Raw genomic sequence first — 23700 nt, 5'->3', positions numbered from 1 at the left:
TTATATTAACTATTCTGAATTGTCAATCCTTGTCATTCTACACAATTTCCGAAACTAATGGTAGACTTTCAACTATAGATAGAAAGGGGATGTTGTTGTGCCACAAATTACAGTCGAAGGAAAAGGTACGTTTGAAGTAGAAGAGGGAAAGAAGCTTGTCTTAGCATTGGAAGACAATGGCATAGACATTTTGCACCGTTGTGGTGGAAATGCGAAATGCACGACGTGTCGATGTGAGGTGCTTGCAGGCGATCCCGGCCCGATTGGTGAAGCAGAGCAAGAGGTGCGAGAGCGAAGAGGGATTGAAGAAAATCACATTCGCTTATCTTGTCAAATTCGCGTCCAGTCAGACTTGACGGTAAAACCGATACGCACAGCGAGTGCGGAAGGTTTGGATGCAGGCCCACGTCCTGTAGATTAATTATTGGCTGTTCAGCTATACGAGCTGAGCAGCTTTTTATGTGATTAAATTTAACAAATAGTTTGCAAACTAACCTGCTCTGCTATAAGATAATTCTTAATTAGTCATAAACTAGGACTAATTAAGAATTCATTCGAGGGGAGGATTTGTCATGCATGTATTGGATTGGGTTGTGGTAGTGTTCTTCTTCGTACTCATGGTCGTCATTGGGGGATGGTCGTTTCGGAAAGTGCAAGGCTCAAAAGATTTTTTTGTAGCAGGGGGAAAGTTACCTTGGTGGTTATCGGGCATCTCTCATCATGTCTCTGGGTATAGTGGGGCAGTGTTTGTTGCTTACGCAGGGATTGCATACACTCACGGATTTACAATTTATGTCTGGTGGGCGCTTGTCATCGTTGCGGCTGTTCTTATTGGTGCATTTACGATTGCTCCGTTGTGGGCAAGATTACGTGTGAATTATAACATTGAGTCACCAACCGAGTATCTAGCTTTACGCTATAATGTTGCTTCTCAGCAAATGATGGCGTGGTCAGGGGTTATCTTAAAGCTGTTTGATGTGGGTGCTAAATGGGCAGCGATAGGTATTTTACTTAGTTTATTTACAGGAGTTCCGATTGAGTATGGCATCTTAATTTCGGGCGTGGTTTCTTTAATCTACATCACAATCGGAGGATTGTGGGCAGATGTGTGGACGGATCTTGCGCAATTGGTCATTCAAATGGTGGCAGCGCTTACAATGTTCTTCGTTGTCATGAGCATGATGGGTGGCGTGAGTTCGATTACTGGTATTTGGAGTGAACTGCCAGAAGGTCACACACAGGCGTTTAATGAACCGTATACGTTGTTATATGTTCTTTTGTATTTCTTCGTTGTTTTCCTTAGCTACAATGGGGGAACTTGGAACTTAGCCACTCGCTATATTTCATCGCCTTCACCTAAAGACGCGAAGAAAAGTGCATTGCTATCAGCAGGACTTTATTTAGTCATTCCGCTCATTTTGTTTTTCCCAATGTGGGCCGCACCACTAATATTACCGAACTTAGAAGATCCTCAGCAGTCATACGCACTTCTAACAATGGAGTTACTTCCGGTTGGTTTGGTTGGATTGGTGTTGTCGGGCTTGTTTGCAGCGACAATGTCAATGACATCTGCAGATGCGAACACGGTTTCAGCGGTAATTACGAGAGATATTTTACCTGTGATCTCAAAAAAAATTCCGAGGTATGGATCGAAAAAAATCTCTACGTTTAGCACGAATTACGACATTTATCTTTACATTTGCAACATTAATTATAGGAATACAACATGAGCAATTCGGTGGAGTATTTGGACTTATCATTGAATGGTTCGGTGCACTAATTGGACCGATTTCTGTGCCGATGATTCTCGGTTTGGTTCCAGCATTTCGATATTGCAACTCAAAAGCTGCGATTGCTTCTATTATTGCTGGATTAAGCATGTTCGTCGTAACAAAAATCGTAGACGTTCCCTTATCAATTGCGGTGGGCTCGCCGGTTGTTACATCGCTAATCGTATTTATTGGTCTAGGGATTTTGAGTCGTAATCAGCCAATCAAGCCTGAAGTGGCAGAGCTTTTGAATACAAAATCTGTGAAACATTCCGATTCATATTCTAAATCGTTGTAAAAGGTTGTGAATGAAAATTGGAAGATGAGCAATTAATCAAAAAGTATAAAGAAGAACTGATTGAGCGTATGCTTCCTTTTTGGGAGCGGGCTGTAGACCGTGACTACGGCGGTGTGTTTACTTGTTTTGTGAACGATCAAGAACAGCTAGTGAGTAAAAGGAAATACATTTGGTCACAAGGCAGGTTTCTATGGCTGAGCTGCTGGTTGCTACAATTAAAAAGAGAAGGTTCCATTTCGTTATCTGAGGCGTGGGAGGACTACGCAGACAGTACCTTCACATTTCTTATGGAGCATGCTTTTCTAGATAACGGCCACGCTGTTTTTGCGGTGGAGCAAAATGGAACAAAAGTTGATGATCTTATGGATACGAGTATTTTCGCCGATTGTTTTCTGTTGCTCGGATGCAATGCCTATGCAAGGTTAAAGCAAGACACATCCATTTTTTCGGATGTAGAAGTGATATACACCAAACTGTTAACTCGCATTGATAGTGGAAATTTTCAAACCGATCCTTATCCAATCCCTGAAGGCAGTCGGTCTCATTCTGTTCCTATGATTCTGTTGAACGTCGTAACGGAAATTTATGAGACGGCCACTTCTCTAAAGATTTCAAAAAAAGATCATTACCTTTCTCATATTCAACGGTTTATTGATGAGATTCTTTCTTTAATAGAGGAGAATCGAATTGTTGAGATGACTTCAACCAATCCCGAATCATTGCTGAGTCGTCACGTCAACCCAGGCCACACGCTTGAAAGCACTTGGTTTATCATCCACGGTTTAAAATACGTAAAAGAAGATGTACGAATAGAGACGTTAGAACAATTGGAAACTCTCTGTCTTCATGCACTTAAAAAAGGTTGGGATACCGAGTTTGGAGGGTTGCTCCGTTTTGTCGATGTGGACGGTTTAGAGCCGGAGGGTGAACAGTATGATACACATTATGAATGGTTAGTCGCGGCTACTTGGGATACAAAATTATGGTGGCCTCATGCAGAAGCGTTGTATACAACCCTTTTGCTCCGCAACCTTTCCGGTGATTGTATTTGGAAAGATTGGTATGAAAAATTAGAATCATATGTGTTCAAAACGTTTCCGCATCCTGATCAGTCAATTGGAGAGTGGATCCAAATTCGTAATCGCGGCGGGGAACCGTTAGACCAAGTTGTGGCGCTACCGGTAAAGGATCCGTTTCATATTATTCGCGCTTATATTTTGGTAATTCAATTATTGGAAGGTGAGATGCCTTATGCGTTTAGGGGTAAGTAAAAAAAACATTACGCCAACAACGCCACTCGAACTTGCTGGGTTTGCTCATCGGTTAGGGAATTATGATGACGTTTACCAAGATATTTATATACGTGCTTTCTGGCTAGAGACGAAAGCGAATGATGTACTTTTAATTGTTGGAGATTTCTTATGGTGGGACGATAATGGTGTTAAAACATTGAAGCGAAGAATTGAAGAAGAATACAACATTCCACAAGCGTCCATCGTATTCTCTGCAACACATAATCACTCAGCTCCTCAAACAAGTCAACGGTTCAGCATTGACCTTGGAAGGGCATCTCTAGACTACATTAATCAAGTCATGAGAACGACGATGCAATGTGTGCAACAAGCGAAATTCTGCAGTGAGCGAGTAGAGCTTTATACGTATGCAGGTGAGTCGCATATTGGTGTGAATCGGCGACGGTCGGTGGATGGTGAAGTTTGTATGATGCCAAACAATTCTGGCTCTATCGATCGTGACCTCACCGTTTCCCAATTCAAGACGTTGGATGGCAAACCGCGAGCAATGTGGATTCATCATACGTGTCACCCGACATCAACGGATGCGAATGTTGTTTCAGGAGAGTATACAGGTGTTTGTTGCGAGAAATTGGAGGAGCAATTCCCTAACGCTGTTGTAGCAATATTGCAAGGGTTTAGCGGAGATATTCGCCCGAACCTCGTTGACGAAGGAGAGTTTGTCAAAGGAACAATTGTAGAAATGCAAGATCTTGGGAAGCAATTTTTTCAAGAAGTCATCAATATTTGTGAATCAGAAGGGATGGCGTGTGACATTCAAGATGTACATACCGCCCACGAGACACTGCCAATGACGTTTGGACAACCAAGAGAAGACGTTGAGGTACCAGATTGGCCGGACATTGTTCAAGATCAATCAGCGTACAACATTGAATTACATTATATAGACTTCGGCTCGTTTCAATGGCTAGCTTGCAACGCAGAAGTCGTTCACGAGTATGGGTTATTCTTAAAACGACTGAAGCCCAATCTTCTGCCGCTAGGTTGTGCAAATGGGATGGTCGGGTACATTCCGACAGCGAATCAAATTCGATCAGGTGGGTATGAAGCAGACGAATCGGTGTACTACTTTGGCTATCCTGGTCCCCTAACGACGGATATTCAATCCCGCTTTGAAGATAAGCTACACTCGTTAATTGTGAAAATAAATGAAACAAAGGAGCAGGAGTCATCATGGTAGAGGTTTTAAAGGAAGGTAAAATTGAGAAACTAGCATTTGCTGTATGTTCGGATCGTGACACGATGGGAAAGAAGGCGGCCATTCATGCAGCCGAGTATATTAAACAACTTCAGCAAACAAAGAAAGAGATTCGAATCATTTTTGCATCTGCGCCATCACAAGATACTTTTCTTGCCTATCTAACACGTGATGAAGCGATTGATTGGACAAAAATTGTAGGTTTTCATATGGATGAATACATCGGGTTGCCTGCAGATTCAGATCAATGGTTCAAATCCTACCTACAATCACACTTAACAACCCAAGTACAGTTTAAACAGTTTCATTTTATTAATGGAGGGGTCGATCCTTCGGCAGAAATAAAACGGTATCAAACGTTATTGGGGGAGGAAGCGATTGACTTAGTGTGCATGGGCGTAGGTGAGAACGGCCATATTGCTTTTAATGATCCACCCATTGCAGACTTCCACGACTCAGAGGCAGTTAGAAAAGTAGAGTTGGATTCAGTGAGTAGACAGCAGCAAGTGAATGATGGATGTTTTCCTCGTATCCAGGCAGTTCCGACGCATGCTGTGACACTTACAATTCCAACGCTACTCTCCGGTGCAAAAATTGTTTGTACTGTACCAGGTTCACCCAAAAAGGAAGCTGTAAAAAAGATGTTAAACGGTCCAATACACGCATCGTGTCCAGCTAGTATTTTAAGAACTCACGACGATGCAACGTTGTTTGTAGATAGTGAAGCTTTTGGAGGGTAAGTCAAAATGACTCACAATAAACATGTCATCACGGGAAAGCACTTTGAGTCGAATGTACAGATTGAGGTTGAAATCGAGGGGGGGTTATCACAGCTATCAAAGAAGTATCCGATGAACTATCTAATGAGTCCATCATTGCACCGGGTCTTGTAGACCTTCAAGTTAACGGGTATCAAGGCGTTGACTTTAATCATAAACCATTAGATCAAACACAATGGTCACAAGTCATCAAATCTCTTGCAGAAGTTGGGGTAACTTGCTTTTATCCGACAATCATTACAAATTCAACTGAAGCCTTAACTGAGATTTTTTCTGGAAATATCCAACAACTGAAGTGTATAGAGCATCGTCATGTGGTTGGGGGATTTCATTTGGAAGGTCCGTTCATCAGCTGTCAAGACGGACCACGGGGAGCGCATGCGAAGGAGCACGTCAGGCCACCGAGTTGGGATGAGTTTTGTCGGTTGCAAGAAGTCGCAGAGGGTGAAATAAAAATGATCACCCTCTCCCCAGAATGGCAAGAGGCGACTGATTTTATTAAGAGAGCCGTTCAAAGCGGAGTGAAAATTGCCATCGGTCATACTGCAGCAAACTCAGAGCAAATTGCAGAGGCGGTTCATGCAGGAGCAACGCTGTCCACTCATCTCGGTAACGGTGCACATCCAGAGTTGCCGAGACATCCAAATTATTTGTGGGACCAACTGGCAGAAGATGAACTATGGGCATCGGTCATTGCAGATGGTCACCACCTCCCTGAGAGTGTAGTTAAAACCGTCCACCGAATGAAGATGAGAAAGATGATTCTCATTAGTGACAGTGTTGCATTGGCAGGTATGAAACCTGGAACATACCAGACACCCGTTGGTGGGGAAGTGACGTTGACGAGCGATGGGAAATTACACCTTAGCGAACATGAAGAACTATTAGCTGGTTCTGCCAGTCATCTTTTGGACGGCGTAAAACATTGCGTTCAGAAAGGAATTATGGAATTCCCAGAAGCTTGGTGTAGAGCGTCTGTTCAACCAGCCAAATACATGGGAGTCACGCAGGAAAAAGGGATTCAAATTGGCGCGCCAGCGGACCTTGTTGTTCTTCGAACCGTAACCAATGGCTGGGAAGTCGAGCAAACTTACAAAGGTGGAGAAGAAGTGTTTAAAAAAGGAGAGTGAAAATGATGCTAACATCGCAGTATTACACAAAAGTTAATGAAATACTTACACTGATACTGGAAACAGAAGAAACAGCGATACGAGAAGCAGCACACGCTGTGGCTGATCAAGTAACGGAAGATAAAGTATTCTATGTGTACGGGCCAGGGGGTCATTCGAATTTGGCAGCTCAAGAAATTTTCTTTCGGGCTGGCGGGTTGATGCATGCCAGTGCAATATTAGATGAAGGCACACTGCTTAGTAGCGGTGCTCTACGTTCTATGGCAATAGAACGCACTCCAGGTTACGGTCGCATTGTCATGGAGAATGAACGCCTACAGACAGGAGATCTACTCATCATTGTCAATGCATATGGAATAAATGCGGCAACGATCGATGCCGCATTATACGCTCGTGAAAAGGGCATTAAAACGATCGGTGTTTCATCGATTGACCATGAAAAAGGAACACCAGCTACACATCCAGCAAGACATCCATCAGAGCGAAATCTGCATGAACTCGTGGATTACCATGTGGACTCAAAAGTGCAAGTTGGAGACGCCGTAATTGGTATTGAAGGTCAAGACCAGAAGGTAGGTGCAATGTCAACTTTTGCCAATGCGTTTATTTTAAATGCAATAATGATTGAAGCAACAGGAATCTTATCAAGCAAAGGGATACAACCGCCGATCTGGAAGAGTGGAAATGCCGAAGGTGGAGATGAGTGGAACGCTCAATTTATCGAACGCTTTAAAAAAGAGATCCATCATTTATAGGGATATGGTACGATATGCTTGCCTTGACCAATAAGGTGAGCTTTTTTGATGGATGGGGGAGTGCAACATGTCAAAAGGTACGGGTATGTTAAGGGAGCGAAATAAACGAGCCATCCTATCGCTCATTCGAAAACAAAGAGAGACGACACGTCAGGATTTAGCAGATCAAACGGGTCTAAGCAAGAATACGATTTCTCTCATCGTTGATGAATTCTTACGAGAGAAGATAGTTAAGGAAAAAGGAATAAAACCAACGGGAACAAAAGGGAGACCGAAGATTGCAATTGCAATGCATGAAGACGGCTACCGGGCAATTGGAATTGGGATTAGTAAACGAACGATTGAATATGCAGTTGTAAATTACTATGGTGAGGTGTTAGAGAGCCAAGTATTCTCATTCGTTAATCATAACCCAGACGATACGAAAGCAGAAATCATGAAAATTTTAGAATATGTAGCAGCTTCGTATAACAATATACTGGGGGCTGCCATTGGAATGCCTGGAGTTGTTAATGATGAAAAGAGCATATTGTACAGCTCAACGCATTTAGGATGGAAAGATGTCTCATTTATAGATCTACATACCTTTACATTCCCAATTTACATTCAAAATAATGTTAATATGGGTGCGCTTAATGCGATGGAAAATGCGCCTCAAGAAATGGGACCGTATACGTTCTACGTCAGTATTGGCGATGGTGTTGGCGGGACAATGATGATTGATCACTACATTGTTAACGGTGCAAATGGAACAGCTGGGGAAATCGGTCATATCGCTGTGGATCCAGATGGGGAGCTGTGTCGGTGTGGACAGACGGGTTGTCTTGAAGTGTTAATCAATCATGAAGCCATGAAAAATCAGCATTCAGAAAAAGGAATGCACCGGTCGGGTCAACTTCTAGGGAAAGCGCTTGTTCAAGTGATCCATCTGTTTAATCCAGACCATTTGCTAATTGACAGCAGTTATCCGATGACCGAGCCATTTATTCGTGGGTGTATGAGTTACATGGAGAAGAATGCGTTAGCGATTCCATTCAATCAAGCTCACGTATTATTTAGTGAGAAAAAGTTCAGCACGTCAACGGGAGCCGGATTGTATTGTATTTTGCAGCATGAAAGCAATGTGTGACGTCGTGTTCAACAAGAGCTCCTCCAAGATTAGAGGAGTTCTTTTTTTGCGAGTACGCGTTCCAGTTCCTTTTTTGAGAACTGCTTTCCTCTATTAGTAAGACACAGGCGTCTGAATCGAATACAGTAGGTGTACTGTAGAGAGGAGGCTTCGTAATGGCGACAAAAACGTGCAAGATCATCATGAACGGAGTAACAGGCAGGATGGGGACGAGGCAGCATTTGATTCGATCAATTAAAGCGATCCGTGAGCAAGGTGGGGTTCGGTTAAAGGATGGAAGCTTCGTGATGCCTGAGCCTGTGCTTGTAGGTAGGAATGAAGACAAGCTGGAGGCTTTGGCGAAGTCGCACGGCTTCACGGAATGGACAACGGATTTGGACGTGGCGTTGCAAGATGTGAACAACACCATCTATTTTGATGCGCAAACGACGAATCTTCGCGCAAAGGCATTAAAAAAGGCGATAAATGCAGGCAAACATATTTATTGTGAGAAACCGACGTCAACTTCGTTTGAGGAATCATTGGCGCTTGCGAAGCTGGCGGATCGAAACGGTGTGAAGAACGGGGTTGTCCAAGACAAACTGTTTCTTCCAGGTGTACAAAAGCTTCGTCATTTGATTCGTTCGGGCTACTTTGGCGATATTCTATCGGTGCGCATGGAGTTTGGCTATTGGGTGTTTGAAGGGGATTGGCAAGAGGCACAGCGTCCTTCCTGGAATTACAAGCAGGAAGAAGGTGGCGGTATTATCGTCGATATGTTCCCGCATTGGCGCTATGTGCTCGATGAATTGTTTGGTTCGGTGGAAGCGGTGAATGCGTATGCGGCTACGCATATTCCGACGCGCGTGGATGAGCATGGGAACTCGTACAAAGCAACGGCCGAAGATGCGGCGTATGCAACGTTTAAGTTGGCGAACAACGTAGTTGCTCAAGTGAATTCTTCATGGGCGGTGCGCGTGAACCGTGATGATCTACTCACAATTCAAGTGGACGGTACGCACGGAAGTGCGGTTGCAGGATTACGAGGGTGTAAGACACAACATCGTGTCAATACACCAAAGCCGGTATGGAATCCGGATTTGGAAAATCCGTTCACGTTCCAAGATCAATGGGAAGATGTTCCGAGCAATACGGTGTATGAGAATGCGTTTAAGCATCAATGGGAATTGTTTTTGCAACATGTGTATGAAGATGCTGATTTTCCTTGGGATTTATATGAAGGGGCGAAAGGAACGCAGCTAGCGGATTTAGGTTTGCAATCTTCAAAGGAACAACGATGGATAGAGGTACCGTCGATTGAACGTGCTGGAGGTGAGCGTTAACGTGAGTCTAACGATTCAACTTCCTGCGGCAGGTCGCCATCTGAAGACGTACACCGTGAAAAGCCAACGATGGGCAGCGCCGACGGCTCCGATTTCTATCAAAAAAAGAAAGGTGTTTTCTGCGGTTCATGTTGTGGCCGATCCGTGGGCCGTTGATGATCCGCTTCGTGATGTAGGCATTGACTGGGAACATACGCTGGCGTATCGCCATCATATTTGGCGGTTAGGGTTGTCAGTGGCCGAGGCGATGGATACGGCGCAGCGTGGCATGGGGCTCGGGTGGCCGCATGCGAAGGAGTTGATTACGCGTTCGGTGAAGGAGGCGCGTGCGGTCGGGGGTGAGATTGCTTGTGGTGCGGGCACTGATCAACTGCTACCGGCGCCTGGTATTGGCTTGGATGATGTGGTGCATGCGTATGAAGAGCAGTGCGCCCACGTCGAGCGAGAAGGAGGGAGAATTATTGTGATGGCGAGCCGCGCGCTTGCGCGTGCGGCATCGTCTCCCGACGATTATGCTCGAGTTTATGAACGGGTGCTCGAACAAGTGGAACAGCCGGTCATCCTCCACTGGTTAGGGGATATGTTTGATCCGAATTTAGAAGGCTATTGGGGCAGTGACCAGCTTGATGAAGCGATGGAAAGTTGTTTGAACATTATTCGTCAACATGAGAGCAAAGTGGATGGGATTAAGCTTTCGCTTTTAGATGCTTCGAAGGAAGTGGATATGCGCAGGCGTTTGCCAGACTCTGTTCGGATGTATACCGGTGATGATTTTCATTATCCAGAATTGATTGAAGGAGACGGCAGGCATTATAGTGACGCCTTGCTTGGGATTTTTGATGCGATTGCACCGGCTGCGAGTCGTGCGCTTGTTGACTTGGATTCGGGAAATACGAGTGCGTACCGTGAAACGATGGACAAAACGGTGTCACTCGCCCGTCATATTTTCAAATCGCCAACATTTTCTTATAAAACAGGCGTCGTGTTTTTGGCATATTTGAACGGTTTTCAGCCTCATTTTCGAATGATTGCAGGTGCAGAGAGTCACCGTTCGGTGTTGCACTTGGCGAAGATCTTTGAACTGGCAGACGAAGGGGATGTGCTGTTAAATCCAGAGCTTGCTGTTCGGCGTATGAGGTTGGTGTTGCAACAGGCAGGCATTTCGTGAGGGGGCGATCGTCATGATTCAAAGGCTAAGTTTAAACCAAATTACGACGGAAAATTGGGGGCTTGAAGAAGCGATCAAAGGGTGTGAGCGCCATGAGATCTCGCACATCTCGATTTGGCGTCACAAGCTGCAAGCGTTTGGCCTTACGGAAACGAAAGCTTCGCTTCGAGATGCAGGTGTAAACGTGTCCAGCCTTTGCCGAGGTGGGATGTTCCCGGCGGAGACGACTAGCGAGCGCAAGGCGAATATTGAAGACAACAAGTGGGCAATTGAAGAAGCGGCAGAATTAGGTACAGACGTGCTCGTCCTCGTCTGTGGAGGTATGAGTAGCCATAATCTTAGTGAAAGTCGAAAGTGGGTACGAGAGGGGATTGAGCAAATTGTACCTTTCGCCGAGGAACATGGTGTGAAGCTCGGTATTGAGCCGCTCCACCCGATGTATGCGGCCGATCGCTCGGTCATCACGACACTTGGCGAGGCAAACGCACTAAAGCAAAGTATTGGCTCCGAACAAGTCGGTGTCGTCGTGGATGTGTTTCACGTTTGGTGGGATGTGAACTTGTATGAAGAAATTCAACGTGCCGCTAGCTCGATTCTCGGGTTCCACGTGTCAGATTGGAAAGTCCCACTTCCGGATGTGTTTAAAGCGCGAGCAATGATGGGGGATGGGGTCATTGATATTCCTCGCATACGCGCGGCGGTGGAACAAAGCGGGTATGGAGGCCCGATAGAGGTGGAAATTATTAACCAACACATATGGGACCAACCTGAAGATGAGACGCTTCAAGTGATGAAAGATCGGTTTACCACGTGTGTATAAGATTGTCGATCAGAAAGACAAACCGTCATTTTGCAAGCGCTCTCGTAATATATTGAATGAGAGAAGAGGGGGTTTTCGAATGAAAAAGTCAGTCATCATTGGGATGGTCGCGAGTGGTTGTCTGGTGTTGAGTTCATGTGGGTTAAGTAGTGAGAGTGATCAGACGGTTGAGGAGAATTCACAAGGGAATCAAGAAGGTACTACAGATGAAATTGCTATAGATAGTGAATACACGATTCAATTCGCACACGTCGTTAATCCATCAACCGCAAAGGGGCAGGCTGCTGATTACTTTGCTGAGCGGCTAGAAGAACAGACAGATGGGCGTATTGCTGTTACGGTCTACCCAGATTCGCAACTTGGGAGTGATCGCGAAATTACGGAACAAATACAATCGGGTACAATCCAGATGAATGCCCCGTTTACTGGAGTCATGCCAGCATTCGTTCCACAGTATCAGGTGTATGACTTGCCTTATCTATTTGAAACAAGGAAGATGCCTATACTATGTCCAACGGAGAACTTGGAGAAATGATGGATGATTACTTGCTAGAGGCAGGTCTTCGTGGTCTTGGTTTTTGGGACGGAGGGTTTAAGCAGTTAACCACATCAACACATGCTATTGAAAGTATCGAGGACTTGAGTGGGTTAACAATGCGGGTGTCACAAAGCCCGTTATTAATGTCGCAATTCCAATCCTGGGGTGCCACGGGTGTATCTGTTGACTTTTCTGAGTTGTACACATCGTTGCAACAAGGAACGGTAGATGGTCAAGAAAATCCGTTGTCCAATATTGTTTCTCAAAACTTATATGAAGCACAGTCTTTCCTCACCTATAGTGATCATGGATATATGGGTTATGTGCTCATGATTAGTGATTCGTTTTATCAAGATTTGCCTGGGGATTTACAAGTAATAATAGAGGAAGTGGCTGACGAAACGACAGAATGGCAGTTCCAGCAATCGCTAGCGTCGGATGCTCCTATGCTGAAACGTTAGAAGAAGACCGGATCGAGATTAATGAGCTATCTGAGGAAGTGAAGTTTGAGTTAAGAGAAGCCAGTGAAACTGTTTATGATGAGTTTGTTAATTCAGTTGAAGGTGCGGAGGATATGTTGCAACTCTTTGATTAGAAATGGCACATTACAAGGGGGGATTCCAGTGAATCGAGTACTCGATCAACTGGAGGAATACATTGCCATCTTTTCATTGTTTATTGCTACTGCGGTCATCTTTTTTGGCGTTGTTCTACGGTATTTTTTTGGGGAATCATTATCATGGTCTGGAGAACTGGCAAGGTATTTAATTATTTGGTTTATTTTCATTGGGAGTAGTATTGCAGTTAGAGAGCGAGCCCATGCAAAAGTAGATATTGTGATCTCCTATGTACCCGCTACTATAAAAAGAGCCCTATCCATTATCGCCTCAACGTTTGCCATCATCTTCTGTCTTTTCATTGTTGTTTCAGGTATACAGATGATTCAAAACACCATGATCTATTCTAACTACACCCCAGCACTAAACTTACCCATGTATATTCCTTATCTTGCCCTGCCAGTAGGCTCATCCCTTATGGTATATCGTTTTGTCCAATTAATAATTGAAGATATTAAAGGAGAAAATGAAGAGGTGAGTGAGCAATGATCGCGATCCTATTGTTTATCCTCCTCATGCTTACCAGCACCCCGCTAGCAGCAGCACTCGGTTTAAGTAGTATTTATGCAGTTCTTGATTCAGGGCATTCTCTTGACAATGTGGCAAGAACGATGTTTTCAGGTATAGATTCATTCACTCTTATGGCAATACCTTTCTTTATCTTTGCGGGCGACCTAATGCTTTCAGGTGGTACATCAAAAAGACTTATTAATGTGGCAAAAAAAGCGATTGGTTGGACAACGGGAGGATTGCCAATTGCAGGGGTCCTTTCCTCAATGTTTTTTGCGGCTTTATCAGGTTCCAGTCCAGCGACTGTTGCAGCCGTTGGAGGGGTGATGATTCCTTCGCTAAGAGAAGCAAACTATTCGGCAAAGTTTTCGGTCGGTTTGATGTGCGCAGCCGGATCATTAGGCATTATCATCCCACCAAGTATTACACTGCTTGTGTATGGTGTAACCGCACAAGTGTCAATAAGTCAACTATTCATTGCAGGTGTGATACCAGGGATTTTTATTGGGTTTGTGTTAATAGGGTTGAGTTATATCATAGCAAAGCGTCAAGGTCATAGACCTGGGGAGAGGAATTCCTTAAAAGAAGTGGGGATGGCTTCAATTGATGCGGTTTGGGGAATCATCATGCCTGTCATTGTTTTAGGGGGCATCTATTTTGGTGTTTTTACTCCTACGGAAGCTGCTGCTGTTGCGATTGTATATAGTTTAGTCATTGGGATGTTTGTATATAAGGAAATAACAATAAAAACATTGATGGTCGTTGCTAAGCGATCGGTTGTAATTTCTTCTATGGTTATGTTGGTCATATCAAGTGCACAAATATTTAGTTGGTATCTAACAATGGAACAGATTCCTTCTAAGCTAGCCGGGCAAATCTTGTCTTATGCCAACGATCCAATCGTTTTAATCCTACTTATCACACTCATTTTACTTATTGTCGGCATGTTTATGGATGCAAGTGCTGCCGTCCTAATTTTGACACCATTGTTTTTACCCATTGTTTTGGAGTTTGGTATGAGTCCTGTTCATTTTGGGGTTGTGATGATCGTGAATTTGGCCATTGGAATGCTTACGCCGCCATTCGGTTTAAATCTGTTTGTTGGTGCAGGGATTAGCAAATTACCCCTTTCAACCGTCATTCGGGCAACCCTTCCATTTATTCTTGTCCTCATTGGGGCTCTGCTCGTCATCACATTCACACCTTGGATGTCAACTTTATTACCATCTCTTATGATGCAAGACTAGACCAAAAAAGAGGAGCACAGGACGCTCTGCATCCTCGTACTCCTCTAGGTTTGTGATTAGTAGCCGCTCTCGACACCGTCGCCAACAATACGGGCTTCGCGTAAGTCGAACACGCCGTTTGGATAGTGTATAAATCCTTCAATCGTATCTGAGACTCCTACGCGGAAATCGTCGTGTACGGTAGGAACCATTGTGGCTTCATCAATAATGATTTGTTGTGCTTCTTTATAAATGTCCATGCGCTCGTCTTCATCCGTCGATCTCCTGCCTTCTTCAAGCAGCTCATTCACGTCTTCGTTCGTATAGAACGTACGGTTTCCTGAACCGCCGTGCATGTCAGAGTGGAAGACTGAATAGAGCGCGTAATCCGCATCGGCTGTTACGGTTGTCCAGCCGAGGAGCACCATGTCGTGCTCGCCATTAGCTGTAGCGTCAAGTAGGGAACCCCACTCTACCGTCTGAAGGTCTACATCGATATTAATTTCGCTCAATTGGTCTTGAATGACGACCGCTAATTGGTTGCTGACTTGGTCGCCTTCTTCATACCAAAGTGACGCGGAGAATCCGTCTTCGTAGCCTGCTTCTTCCATAATCGATTGTGCTTCTTCAAGGTCATATTCCAACGGTTCAATGCCTTCGCTATACCCATTTACGAGCGGGTTTACTGGGCCGACCGCTTCTGTACCGTGTCCTTGAAAAATCCCTTCAATAATGGTCGATTTATCAATCGCTTTCGTAATGGCACGGCGCACATCCACGTTATCAAATGGTTCAACCTCATTGTTCATGCCCAAGTAATCCAACCGCAAGCTTTCAACAGTAGAGAGTGAAGCTCCGTCTGTCGTTTCTAGTGTGCCGGCGTTTGTTGGGTCAACATCGTCAGCGATATGCGCCTCGTTCGTTTCTAGCATACCGATTCTTGTGAGTTGTTCACTTACGACAGAATAGGTTGCGGAATTAAGTGGCACAGAACCGCCCCAATAATCTGCATAGTTCGATAGTACAACTTCATTTCCTTGGTCCCAATTTTCTAATTCAAACGGTCCAGTACCAATTGGGTCGATATCTAAGTTACGCTCGCCGTTCTCTTCTTCTTCAATGGCAACGGCACTCATCATCCCACCACCGTCATGGGCAAGGTGGCAGGTAATGGCGCAAATGGATACTCAGTTGTAATGTGAACGGTATAGTCATCAACAACTTCTACGTCTTCAATCATTTCATATAGAAACACACGTGGGTTGGCCGTTTCTGGTGCGACCGCACGCTCAAGCGTTGCTTTTACGTCATCTGCAGTAAACTCTTCCCCGTTATGAAAGGTAACTCCCTCCACGAGTTTGAATTCCCAAGTATGATCGTCAATTTGTTCAAATTCTTCTGCCAAATGAGGCTGAAGTTCTGTATTTTCATCATGCATGACTAATCGTTCATATATGTTTGTGCGAATATGGCTGGAAGACGTGTCGTTAGAGCCATGCGGGTCAAGGTCGACAGCATCAGATCCCATGGCAAGCACGGCGTCGCCACCTTCGCTTGATGATTCTGAACCTTCTGATTCACTTGCATCGCTACTCGTTTCTTCTGGGTCGCTTGAACAAGCGGCGAGCATTGTTACGGCTAGAAATCCTCCAGCAATTGTTTTGTATGTTTTTTTCATCGGATCCAATCCCCTCTAGTAGTTTCTTCTAAGATGTTCGGAAAGCTCCTTTCTGTGAAATCTTTCATAATATTTGTTATCATAGCATTATATTAGAATAGAATCAAAAAAATTGAGAAAATAGGTAATAGATAAAGAAAAGCAAGAGCAAACGGGTATGATGTATGAAAATTCTTACAATAAATGCTAAAGGAGACGTATTATGAAAACTACGGGAGAGATTGTTATCAGACTATAACAAAAATGACAGTCGTGATGGTATATCAGGAACGAGAATGGCGGATCGGTTGCACACGTTATCTAAGATTGGTGAGACAGACGAAGGGGGCAGTCACCGACCTGGATTTTCTGATGAGGAATGGGAGGCAAAGCAACAAGTTGCCGAATGGATGAAAGCAATTGGTATGGAAGTTCGTTTTGACGGAGCAGAAAACGTCATTGGAAAGGTAGTAGGGAAGAATCCGGCCCTTCCTGCGGTGCTCAGTGGTGCCCACTTGGATAGTGTCCCGAATGGCGGACACTTTGATGGACCACTTGGTGTTTTATCTGCACTAGAAGTCGCTGAGTCTTGGGTGGAGGCAGGGGTTACCCCTCTTCGCACATTTGAAATTATCGTCTTTACAGAAGAGGAAGGAAGTCGATTCCAAAGCGGTTTGCTCGGCAGCCAAGCAATGATCGGTGGTACAGATCTTGATGTGCAAAAACAACTGAAAGACGGGGCGGGTCAATCATTTGAAGAAGTGTTACACGCGCGGGGAAGTTCAATCGAAAAATTTGTGCAAGCGAAAAGAGATTTCAAGGACGGAACGACTTACATTGAACTTCACATTGAACAAGGAAAAGTGTTAGAGCGAGAAAACCTCCCCGTCGGTATCGTTTCTGGAATTGCCGGGCCGAGGTACTGGCGCATTTCTTTTCAAGGAACAGCAGGACATGCTGGCAACACGCCAATGACTGATCGGCAAGATGCTTTAGTTGCTGCTTCGCAGTTTGTACGAGCCGTTTATGATTTACCTACTAGAGTGAGTGATACTGCTGTGGCTACTGTCGGCAAGCTCGATGTGTCACCGAATGGGTCGAATGTAATCCCTGGGGAAGTTACCCTTGTTGTTGATGTCCGAGATATTCACCGTGAACCAAGAGACCAACTGTTTCAAGCTGTAAAAGAGGTTGCACAACAAGCAGGGGATGAGCTCGATGTACGTGTCACGTTTACAGAAACGTTGAACATTGCGCCAGTTCCTGTTGCCGAGGAAATAAAAGAAAACATTGGGTCAGCGATTGAATCGGAAGGGTATCGAGCGATTGAAATTGCAAGTGGTGCTGGACACGACGCAATGGTCATGGGTGCAAAGATGCCCGTCGGGATGATTTTCGTGCGGAGTCTAAAAGGGATTAGCCACCATCCTGAGGAATGGACGTCACTAGAAGACTGTGTCATTGGTGCTAGAGTATTAAAGCGGTATGTAGACGGCGTGATGAGTGAGAAAAAAATGGTATAGGACGAGAAAGAACATTGTGTTATACTATTCTAAACTTTTAGTGTTTTCTCGGAGGGCTGAACATGCCAGAGGCATATGCACCACAAGAAGTAGGTGGAAAGATCAACAAGTGGTATCAAGCCGTTACTTCGTACCAGCTAAACAAATCGATTAAATGGAAAGCGACGATTTCCCCTTTACTAAAGCAGATGGAACAAGACCATAAGGTTATTACATTTTATCAGCTCGTTTCGTACAAACATGAAATGCTCGTGAAACAATTTCATGAAAAAAATCCATACTATTCTTTCGCCATAGCTGAGCATTCAGAGCTGGATTACTTTTTGAAATTCTTATCTGAATTTATGATGGCAGACTTCTACTACTATAAAGAACAATTTGAAGATGCTTTTGACCGTTACCGCAATGCGGAGCGGATGCTCATGTATGTTGAAGACAAGATTGAACGGGCGGAATTTAAGTTTCGGTTAGGGAAATCGTATGATGCTCTTGGAATGCATCGATTTGCCAAGCGGGCTTTTCAGCACGCGGTTGCCTCTTTTGAACAAGAAAAAGCATACTTACGCAAGACGATTGAGTCAAAGCTTTGTCTAGCGGATAGCCACGTACATGTGGACGAGCACGAAGAAGCAAGTAAAGTTTTAAAAGAAGTGCTCATCGATGCTGAAAAGCTCCCTCATACGAAACCGATCGTCAGACGATCCATTGCTCTATACTGGATTCGAATACAAAACTACGAAAAAGCAAAACCGCACCTAGAACTTGCCCTCGTTGATGATCACTATCGTCAATCAGCAGCTGGTGCGAATACGGAAGCCATGTTAGCAAAAGTTTGTTATATGGTTGATGATCATATTGTCGCTAAAGAGCGCTTGCTCGGGGCGGAAGCAAGAGCAGACGAACTCGGTTGTTCGGAAACAAAAGCGGTATGCTCAATTATTCGTGGGCTGTACGAGCCCGCTAGTGAACCGCTCGTTGATGACGGCATTAATGCTCTGAAAGATGTGTCAGATACAAATGCATATGTCGATGCACTGAAAATGCTCGTTAATCATTATGAAAAGAAGCGAGCTCATGAACGAGCGTTGTTTTACATGCGGAAAGTACTTGAAGTGAGAGGTTAAAGAAGTGATAACGAGATAAGAGGGGAATCGATGAGGGGCACCATACAGCCTCTCATCGTTTTTTCGGTATACTTTCTTGATGAGTTAAGGTTAATTTAGGTGTGTTTGCTTCGCCCACCAGCTCGCTCTGTCTACTTTTGCCAAATGAGAAGGTGAGAGTCTCGTGCATGCAGGGTTCGGAGGAGTTTGAATTGGCTTACTGGCTGGGATTGTTGGTCCAGGTAAAGACTTATGCTGTTTTCGTATTCTAAATAAAAAGGGGGAGCTGTTATGCGTATAAAAGCTTTATTCATCATCACTTTATGTATAGTAATGGCTTCATGCCAAAGTGCCCAAGACGATTTAGCACAATTAGAAGAAGAGTATGGAGTGTCCTTTACCTACAATGAGCCTCAAGATCAGGATAACTCAATTGTACAATTAGAGTATGATCAAATCGAAGCACTTGTACAGCAGGTATCACAATTTCCAGATGGCGAAAGCGTTGTTGAAGGTGTTGAATTGGTTGATTTTGCTGTAGGGGAATTGCCGTTGATATTTGAACTAGATGCAGTTGGTGAATCTTCAACAGCGATCGGTCGAATAATAGATGGTTCCATCGGTTGGGAAGGCGAAAGGGGGAAGAGTGCATGGGCGGCGATCGATGATTATGAGGAAGCGCTAGATTGGTCATTACTTAATGAAGCAAATTCCTATAATGTTGGTATGGCGGGCGTTGCTTGGCAACAACAATCCATTTCGTTCTCAGAGGATAGCGAAGAAGTCGCGTTAACGATTACTGGTTCGTGGCTTGGGCAATTCCGATACCGAGATTCAATAGTGACTTTCAATCATGTTGATGATTGGATGATAACAATAGAAAAACATGCGTTAATTACTTTTTTAAATACTCTGTAGAGAGGTTATATCGTTTAAGAATAGGCTGATACGTTTGAATTAACGGCTCAAGCAAAAACGATGAGAGGCACTAATCGCCTCTCATCGTTTTTATGATCAGAGAGACAGAACATTTCGCGACTTCAGTCGTGAGATGAATGGCTCTCGGTTTTGAATTATCGGACGTTTCAATCCATTCATGGTATACTGAACATAAGAATATACGTTCCCAGAATGGAGGTTCGCTATGTTGACGTACAAAGGCATCCAGTTTCGGTTGTACCCCGACGCGAAGCAACAAAAGCAGATCGCTGAGACATTCGGCTGTTGCCGGTACGTCTACAACCATTTCCGTGCCTCCTGGGAGCACACCTACACCGAAACAGGTAAAGGTCTTTCCTATAAGGCGTGCGCGAATGAGTTGCCATTGCTAAAGGTCGATTTTCCATTTTTAAAGGACGTGGATAGTACCGCTTTGCAAAAATCGGTGCGATCGCTTTCCGATGCCTACCAACGATTCTACGCAAAGCTAGGCAAGTACCCACGGTTTAAAAGTAAGCGGAATCCTGTGCAATCGTACACGACGGCCATCCAAGGAAACACCCAGGTATTTACTACCACGGTCACGAACAACCGAATCAAGCTCCCGAAACTCGGCTGGGTGAAGATTCGCGGAAGTCGTACCATTCAAGGACGGATCGTCAGTGCCACGATCACTCGAAAAGCGAGCGGTCGTTATATCGTATCGCTTAAGGTCGAAGCCGGTGTACAGCCCCTGCCGTCCACAGGGCTATCGGTGGGTGTTGACCTTGGGATCACCGACTTCGCCATCCTATCGAGCGGTGAAAAAAAGGACAATCACCGCTTCACAAAGGCGATGCGACAAAAGCTCGCTCGAGAGCAACGCAAATTGTCACGTCGAGCCGAAGGAGCTAAACGCCTTGGGGTCCCACTTCACCAAGCGAAAAACTATGAAAAGCAAAAACGTGTTGTCGCTCGCCTCCATGAAAAAGTGGCCAACCAACGAAAGGACTTTTTGCATAAGCGATCCACCGATCTCATCAAAAACCACGATGGGATCGTGGTGGAAGACCTCCATGCGAAAGGAATGCTTTGAAACCGCAAACTAGCTTCGGCCATTAGTGATGTCTCCTGGTCGATGTTTGTGACACAGCTCACATATAAAGCTGACTGGTATGGGAAACAACTCATTAAGGTTGACCGGTGGTTCCCATCTTCCCAGCTCTGCTCGAGCTGTGGGCACCACGACGGAAAGAAAGGACTACACGTTCGTGAGTGGTCCTGCTCAGCCTGCCACGCTCATCACGATCGCGACATCAACGCAGCGGTTAACATCCTCCAAGAGAGACTCAGAACCGCAGGAACTGCGGGGATCGCCTAGCCATGAACGAAACCCGCTGTCCAGCATCAATGATTCTCGGTCAAGGTTTGTACTTCTAGGAATCTCGGTACTTTAGTGCCGAGTAGTTCAATTCGTATGATCGGACCGCTTTCTTTCATCGCGGTCGCGGTTGATTTTCGTTTTTTCCTGCGTTTCGGTGTGTGATCGGTGCGCGTGATGCGCATCGCTTTGTTCTGGATTCGTGTGATCTCCTTGCATTTGTTCATCGCGATCACGATTTTGCATCGTTTCTTCTTGCGACGCTGTATAAGAACGTTCGGCGTCTTGTTTTTTGAAATCCGATCGTTCTCCGTGCCGGATTAAATCGTAGATTGCCCGGCCGTTTGTCGGCTGACCGTCGGGCAAATAGACGGGTACGATGTCAAAGAAAACATAATAGAAACAGTAGAAGATAAATGTGCTCCAAAAGATGTTTTCTTCAAGTACTCCTTCCAGTACGAGTGCATTCAAAACTATGGCACAAACTCCTGTCGTGATAATAGGGGAAGCATAGATAAAGCCGTGCCAAAAGCGGCTGTTCAGCGTTAGTTCTTCGTATTCCATCCATGAATACATAAAGAAGTATCGCCGGACTTCTACGGTTGGGATCGTGAATAATACGGGTCCGCTCCCGATAATGAGTTTCTTTTTCTTACTCCGTAAAAGGGTCGCCGCTAAATAGTAGCCCATCTCTCGAATGGTTGTTGCAAGTGGTAGGATGATTAACACAGCCATAAACAAGCGAATCCAGTCTGTTGCATTAAACATGATTCGTTCTCCTCAAATGCTCTCAACAAATGAAGATGAAGATATCGTTATGAAATTGTGGATCATACTCAACTTCAAAAGGAGAAACCTTGTATTTCAAATGACATATGGGACAGGTTTTCTCTTTTGAATAGTAATTGTTTGACGGATGAATCACTTTATCTGAATTTACACGTCAGGAGAAGAGTCTTTAAGACTAGTTTCTCGCAATAAGTTGACGTTGATCGTTAATAAGGTAGAGGGTAATCATACTACCTAATACTGCAACAATACTTGCGAAAACAAATACCGCGTGTAGTTGAAACGTTTCTGCGACCATCCCGGCAATCCACGGTCCTAAAAAGATGCCTGCGGCATAATACGATTGGAAAAACCCCATCACCGATGTTTTTAAGGAAGCTGGTGCAAGTCTTGCAACTTGTGAAAGACAAATTGGAAGAACGAACCCAAGTGCTAGCCCGATCAAGAAATGGGTTGCTGACAGTGTCCATAAGCTATTCGTAAAGGGTACAAGGAAGAACATGACAGCAGCTAATACCATACAAGATAAAATGACAATACGTTCTGTGTGCGGGTTCAAATGATACGCGGTCACAATAAGTGAAGCAACGGCATGTGGTAGAAAGAACGCTGTCATTAACAAGACAATGGATTGTTCTGAAATGCCGAGGGTTGCTGCATAATTCGGTGTAAAACCAAAGATGGAAATAAACATGAGTCCGTGTGTAATGAGAGCAATTGTGCTGATGGGGAATAGTTGTTTCGTTTTCAGTGTACGAGTGACATACTCTCCAATTGAATACCGAGCGTTTTCTTCATTAGAAGCAGGGAATACTTTTATTGATGCAGCTAAAAGCAGTCCGATGAAAGAGGCGGCAACCCCTACCCGAAATGGCGAAAGCCATCCGAGTGCTTCAACGAGAAAGCCGGCAGTTAAAATGCTTGCAAACTGGGGCAGGACGGTAAACAATTGCATAGCACCCATTGCTCTTCCTGCATTCTCTTTTTTCACATATTGAGCGTACATGATCGTTGCCATAACCCACATCGCTGCGGTCATGCCTGCTAAAAGTCGACCGATGAGTACCATCGTAAACGATTCAAAGAATACGAGGATCAGTCCGCTAACAATCGCAACCGCAAAGCTAGATACATACAACCATTTGCGTAAAAATAACAGCCGATCAGCGAGGATGCCGAGGGGGAAGCGTAATGCCACTTGGAGCACACCGTAGCTGCCGAGAATGATGCCGATGGCTTCATATGAAAAACGAATATTTTCTAAATATAAGCTAAACACAGGTACATAAATATAAGTAGCTAACCAGAAACAAAAAACAGAGGCAAGATAAATAAGATGATCTCTTCGGTATACGGTCATGTTGAACACTCCTTCCTCACAGTTTAGCACGTATGAATTCTTTAGATGTTGAAAAAATGGAAGCAAAATTTGCACACATGTTTAGCGTTTGTGCGTACCCCATCATGGTCATAAAACGTCGATCAACCTCAGCCGGAATTGAATGTAAAAAACATCAGTGTGTGAAAGGTTTCGTCACGAGGCGTTAGGGCACGATTATTAAAGAAAATTACTTGGCTTACGTTATCTACATAGTGTAAGCTTTCGTTTTCCTGATTTGCGCTGTTAGTTGTTGCTTTTCACTACAGGCGGATGCTTGCAGTCCAGACTACAAGTGCAACATCGGTGGCGAAACATCTGCCACCGTGTTTTCTATGCAGTCCAGACTATAAGAGCAACATCGGTGGCTAAAAGACAG

The 23700-nt window shown here is 44.6% G+C and carries 22 protein-coding genes and 2 pseudogenes; 20 read left to right on the top strand and 4 right to left on the bottom strand.

Annotated features, from left to right (window positions below):
- Positions 1-97 precede the first annotated feature (97 nt).
- The 16 genes and pseudogenes from JCM19039_RS17920 to JCM19039_RS17855 all read left to right on the top strand — a co-directional run bounded on the left by JCM19039_RS17920 (position 98) and on the right by JCM19039_RS17855 (position 14593).
- Positions 98-421: a 2Fe-2S iron-sulfur cluster-binding protein gene (locus tag JCM19039_RS17920; RefSeq protein WP_042429760.1), complete on the top strand. Its 324-nt coding sequence runs from the start codon at positions 98-100 to the stop codon at positions 419-421.
- A gap of 151 nt (positions 422-572) precedes the next feature.
- Positions 573-1730: a Na+:solute symporter gene (locus tag JCM19039_RS17915; protein ID WP_238545126.1), complete on the top strand. Its 1158-nt coding sequence runs from the start codon at positions 573-575 to the stop codon at positions 1728-1730.
- Entirely contained in the window at positions 1645-2067 is a 423-nt protein-coding gene (locus tag JCM19039_RS25935; RefSeq protein ID WP_238545125.1) for a hypothetical protein, read from the top strand. Before JCM19039_RS17915 ends, JCM19039_RS25935 begins: the two co-directional genes overlap by 86 nt.
- Before the next feature lie 17 nt (positions 2068-2084).
- Positions 2085-3338: an AGE family epimerase/isomerase gene (locus tag JCM19039_RS17910; RefSeq protein WP_052398916.1), complete on the top strand. Its 1254-nt coding sequence runs from the start codon at positions 2085-2087 to the stop codon at positions 3336-3338.
- Positions 3319-4560 (top strand): neutral/alkaline non-lysosomal ceramidase N-terminal domain-containing protein, encoded by a 1242-nt coding sequence (locus JCM19039_RS17905; RefSeq protein WP_042429759.1) that lies wholly within the window; start codon positions 3319-3321, stop codon positions 4558-4560. Before JCM19039_RS17910 ends, JCM19039_RS17905 begins: the two co-directional genes overlap by 20 nt.
- Entirely contained in the window at positions 4554-5318 is a 765-nt protein-coding gene (locus JCM19039_RS17900) for a glucosamine-6-phosphate deaminase (RefSeq protein WP_042429758.1), read from the top strand. Before JCM19039_RS17905 ends, JCM19039_RS17900 begins: the two co-directional genes overlap by 7 nt.
- An 86-nt stretch (positions 5319-5404) precedes the next feature.
- Positions 5405-6487 (top strand): N-acetylglucosamine-6-phosphate deacetylase, encoded by a 1083-nt coding sequence (locus tag JCM19039_RS17895; RefSeq protein WP_152550265.1) that lies wholly within the window; start codon positions 5405-5407, stop codon positions 6485-6487.
- Between the two features lie 2 nt (positions 6488-6489).
- Entirely contained in the window at positions 6490-7242 is a 753-nt protein-coding gene (locus tag JCM19039_RS17890; RefSeq protein ID WP_042429755.1) for a sugar isomerase domain-containing protein, read from the top strand.
- A 67-nt stretch (positions 7243-7309) separates the two neighbouring features.
- Positions 7310-8371 (top strand): ROK family transcriptional regulator, encoded by a 1062-nt coding sequence (locus tag JCM19039_RS17885; RefSeq protein WP_042429754.1) that lies wholly within the window; start codon positions 7310-7312, stop codon positions 8369-8371.
- Between the two features lie 155 nt (positions 8372-8526).
- Positions 8527-9693, top strand: a complete 1167-nt coding sequence (locus tag JCM19039_RS17880) for a Gfo/Idh/MocA family protein (RefSeq protein WP_042429752.1) — start codon at positions 8527-8529, stop codon at positions 9691-9693.
- Position 9694: 1 nt separating this feature from the next.
- On the top strand, positions 9695-10861 hold the full coding sequence (locus JCM19039_RS17875) for a dihydrodipicolinate synthase family protein (RefSeq protein ID WP_042429750.1): 1167 nt from the start codon (positions 9695-9697) through the stop codon (positions 10859-10861).
- Between the two features lie 13 nt (positions 10862-10874).
- Positions 10875-11681: a sugar phosphate isomerase/epimerase gene (locus tag JCM19039_RS17870; protein WP_042429749.1), complete on the top strand. Its 807-nt coding sequence runs from the start codon at positions 10875-10877 to the stop codon at positions 11679-11681.
- A 79-nt stretch (positions 11682-11760) separates the two neighbouring features.
- Positions 11761-12680, top strand: a pseudogene (locus JCM19039_RS28180) (TRAP transporter substrate-binding protein).
- Positions 12629-12814, top strand: a complete 186-nt coding sequence (locus JCM19039_RS25930; protein ID WP_238545124.1) for a hypothetical protein — start codon at positions 12629-12631, stop codon at positions 12812-12814. The pseudogene JCM19039_RS28180 and the gene JCM19039_RS25930 overlap by 52 nt, the downstream one beginning before the upstream one ends.
- A gap of 28 nt (positions 12815-12842) precedes the next feature.
- Entirely contained in the window at positions 12843-13325 is a 483-nt protein-coding gene (locus JCM19039_RS17860) for a TRAP transporter small permease (protein ID WP_238545123.1), read from the top strand.
- Positions 13322-14593, top strand: coding sequence for a TRAP transporter large permease (locus JCM19039_RS17855; RefSeq protein ID WP_042429747.1), 1272 nt, complete (start codon positions 13322-13324; stop codon positions 14591-14593). The genes JCM19039_RS17860 and JCM19039_RS17855 overlap by 4 nt, the downstream gene beginning before the upstream one ends.
- 56 nt (positions 14594-14649) lie before the next feature.
- On the opposite strand, the gene JCM19039_RS17850 is transcribed toward JCM19039_RS17855, so the two are convergent.
- Complete coding sequence (locus tag JCM19039_RS17850; RefSeq protein ID WP_052398914.1) at positions 14650-15708, bottom strand: ABC transporter substrate-binding protein; 1059 nt, start codon at positions 15706-15708, stop codon at positions 14650-14652.
- A complete protein-coding gene (locus JCM19039_RS26735) occupies positions 15708-16250 on the bottom strand; it encodes an ABC transporter substrate-binding protein (RefSeq protein WP_052398913.1) in 543 nt (180 codons plus the stop codon). Before JCM19039_RS26735 ends, JCM19039_RS17850 begins: the two co-directional genes overlap by 1 nt.
- Positions 16251-16471: 221 nt before the next feature.
- Here JCM19039_RS26735 and JCM19039_RS17845 point away from each other — a divergent pair, with 221 nt between their 5' ends.
- From JCM19039_RS17845 to tnpB, 4 genes and pseudogenes are all read left to right on the top strand, one after another.
- Positions 16472-17752 carry a Zn-dependent hydrolase gene (locus JCM19039_RS17845; protein ID WP_042429745.1) on the top strand — a complete coding sequence of 427 codons (1281 nt, stop codon included), beginning with the start codon at positions 16472-16474 and terminating at the stop codon, positions 17750-17752.
- A gap of 62 nt (positions 17753-17814) precedes the next feature.
- The gene (locus tag JCM19039_RS17840) at positions 17815-18876 is read left to right on the top strand and encodes a RapH N-terminal domain-containing protein (protein WP_042429743.1); all 1062 of its coding nucleotides are present in this window, start codon (positions 17815-17817) and stop codon (positions 18874-18876) included.
- A gap of 270 nt (positions 18877-19146) precedes the next feature.
- Positions 19147-19773 (top strand): hypothetical protein, encoded by a 627-nt coding sequence (locus tag JCM19039_RS17835; RefSeq protein ID WP_042429742.1) that lies wholly within the window; start codon positions 19147-19149, stop codon positions 19771-19773.
- A 226-nt stretch (positions 19774-19999) separates the two neighbouring features.
- Positions 20000-21154: pseudogene (gene tnpB / locus JCM19039_RS17830) on the top strand (IS200/IS605 family element RNA-guided endonuclease TnpB).
- A gap of 87 nt (positions 21155-21241) precedes the next feature.
- On the opposite strand, the gene JCM19039_RS17825 reads toward tnpB, so the two are convergent.
- Both JCM19039_RS17825 and JCM19039_RS17820 read right to left on the bottom strand, forming a co-directional pair.
- The gene (locus tag JCM19039_RS17825) at positions 21242-21922 is read right to left on the bottom strand and encodes a hypothetical protein (protein WP_152550263.1); all 681 of its coding nucleotides are present in this window, start codon (positions 21920-21922) and stop codon (positions 21242-21244) included.
- 196 nt (positions 21923-22118) lie between these two features.
- Positions 22119-23303: an MFS transporter gene (locus tag JCM19039_RS17820; RefSeq protein ID WP_042429741.1), complete on the bottom strand. Its 1185-nt coding sequence runs from the start codon at positions 23301-23303 to the stop codon at positions 22119-22121.
- Positions 23304-23700 lie beyond the last annotated feature (397 nt).

It is taken from the genome of Geomicrobium sp. JCM 19039, from assembly GCF_000698145.1.
Classification (GTDB): domain Bacteria; phylum Bacillota; class Bacilli; order Bacillales; family Marinococcaceae; genus Geomicrobium_A.
The sequence above is the reverse complement of the archived record's forward strand: the minus strand, read 5'-3'. Positions and strand labels throughout refer to the sequence as shown.

Excerpts from the sequence above, each read along its gene's own strand:
- JCM19039_RS17870 (WP_042429749.1), top strand. The coding sequence starts at position 10,875 with ATGATTCAAAGGCTAAGTTTAAACCAAATTACGACGGAAAATTGGGGG.
- JCM19039_RS17915 (WP_238545126.1), top strand. The coding sequence starts at position 573 with ATGCATGTATTGGATTGGGTTGTGGTAGTGTTCTTCTTCGTACTCATG.
- JCM19039_RS25935 (WP_238545125.1), top strand. The coding sequence starts at position 1,645 with ATGGATCGAAAAAAATCTCTACGTTTAGCACGAATTACGACATTTATC.
- JCM19039_RS17880 (WP_042429752.1), top strand. The coding sequence starts at position 8,527 with ATGGCGACAAAAACGTGCAAGATCATCATGAACGGAGTAACAGGCAGG.
- JCM19039_RS26735 (WP_052398913.1), bottom strand. The coding sequence starts at position 16,250 with ATGAAAAAAACATACAAAACAATTGCTGGAGGATTTCTAGCCGTAACA.
- JCM19039_RS17840 (WP_042429743.1), top strand. The coding sequence starts at position 17,815 with ATGCCAGAGGCATATGCACCACAAGAAGTAGGTGGAAAGATCAACAAG.
- JCM19039_RS25930 (WP_238545124.1), top strand. The coding sequence starts at position 12,629 with ATGGCAGTTCCAGCAATCGCTAGCGTCGGATGCTCCTATGCTGAAACG.
- JCM19039_RS17855 (WP_042429747.1), top strand. The coding sequence starts at position 13,322 with ATGATCGCGATCCTATTGTTTATCCTCCTCATGCTTACCAGCACCCCG.
- JCM19039_RS17900 (WP_042429758.1), top strand. The coding sequence starts at position 4,554 with ATGGTAGAGGTTTTAAAGGAAGGTAAAATTGAGAAACTAGCATTTGCT.
- JCM19039_RS17890 (WP_042429755.1), top strand. The coding sequence starts at position 6,490 with ATGATGCTAACATCGCAGTATTACACAAAAGTTAATGAAATACTTACA.
- JCM19039_RS17825 (WP_152550263.1), bottom strand. The coding sequence starts at position 21,922 with ATGTTTAATGCAACAGACTGGATTCGCTTGTTTATGGCTGTGTTAATC.
- JCM19039_RS17835 (WP_042429742.1), top strand. The coding sequence starts at position 19,147 with ATGCGTATAAAAGCTTTATTCATCATCACTTTATGTATAGTAATGGCT.
- JCM19039_RS17820 (WP_042429741.1), bottom strand. The coding sequence starts at position 23,303 with ATGACCGTATACCGAAGAGATCATCTTATTTATCTTGCCTCTGTTTTT.
- JCM19039_RS17905 (WP_042429759.1), top strand. The coding sequence starts at position 3,319 with ATGCGTTTAGGGGTAAGTAAAAAAAACATTACGCCAACAACGCCACTC.
- JCM19039_RS17850 (WP_052398914.1), bottom strand. The coding sequence starts at position 15,708 with ATGAGTGCCGTTGCCATTGAAGAAGAAGAGAACGGCGAGCGTAACTTA.
- JCM19039_RS17885 (WP_042429754.1), top strand. The coding sequence starts at position 7,310 with ATGTCAAAAGGTACGGGTATGTTAAGGGAGCGAAATAAACGAGCCATC.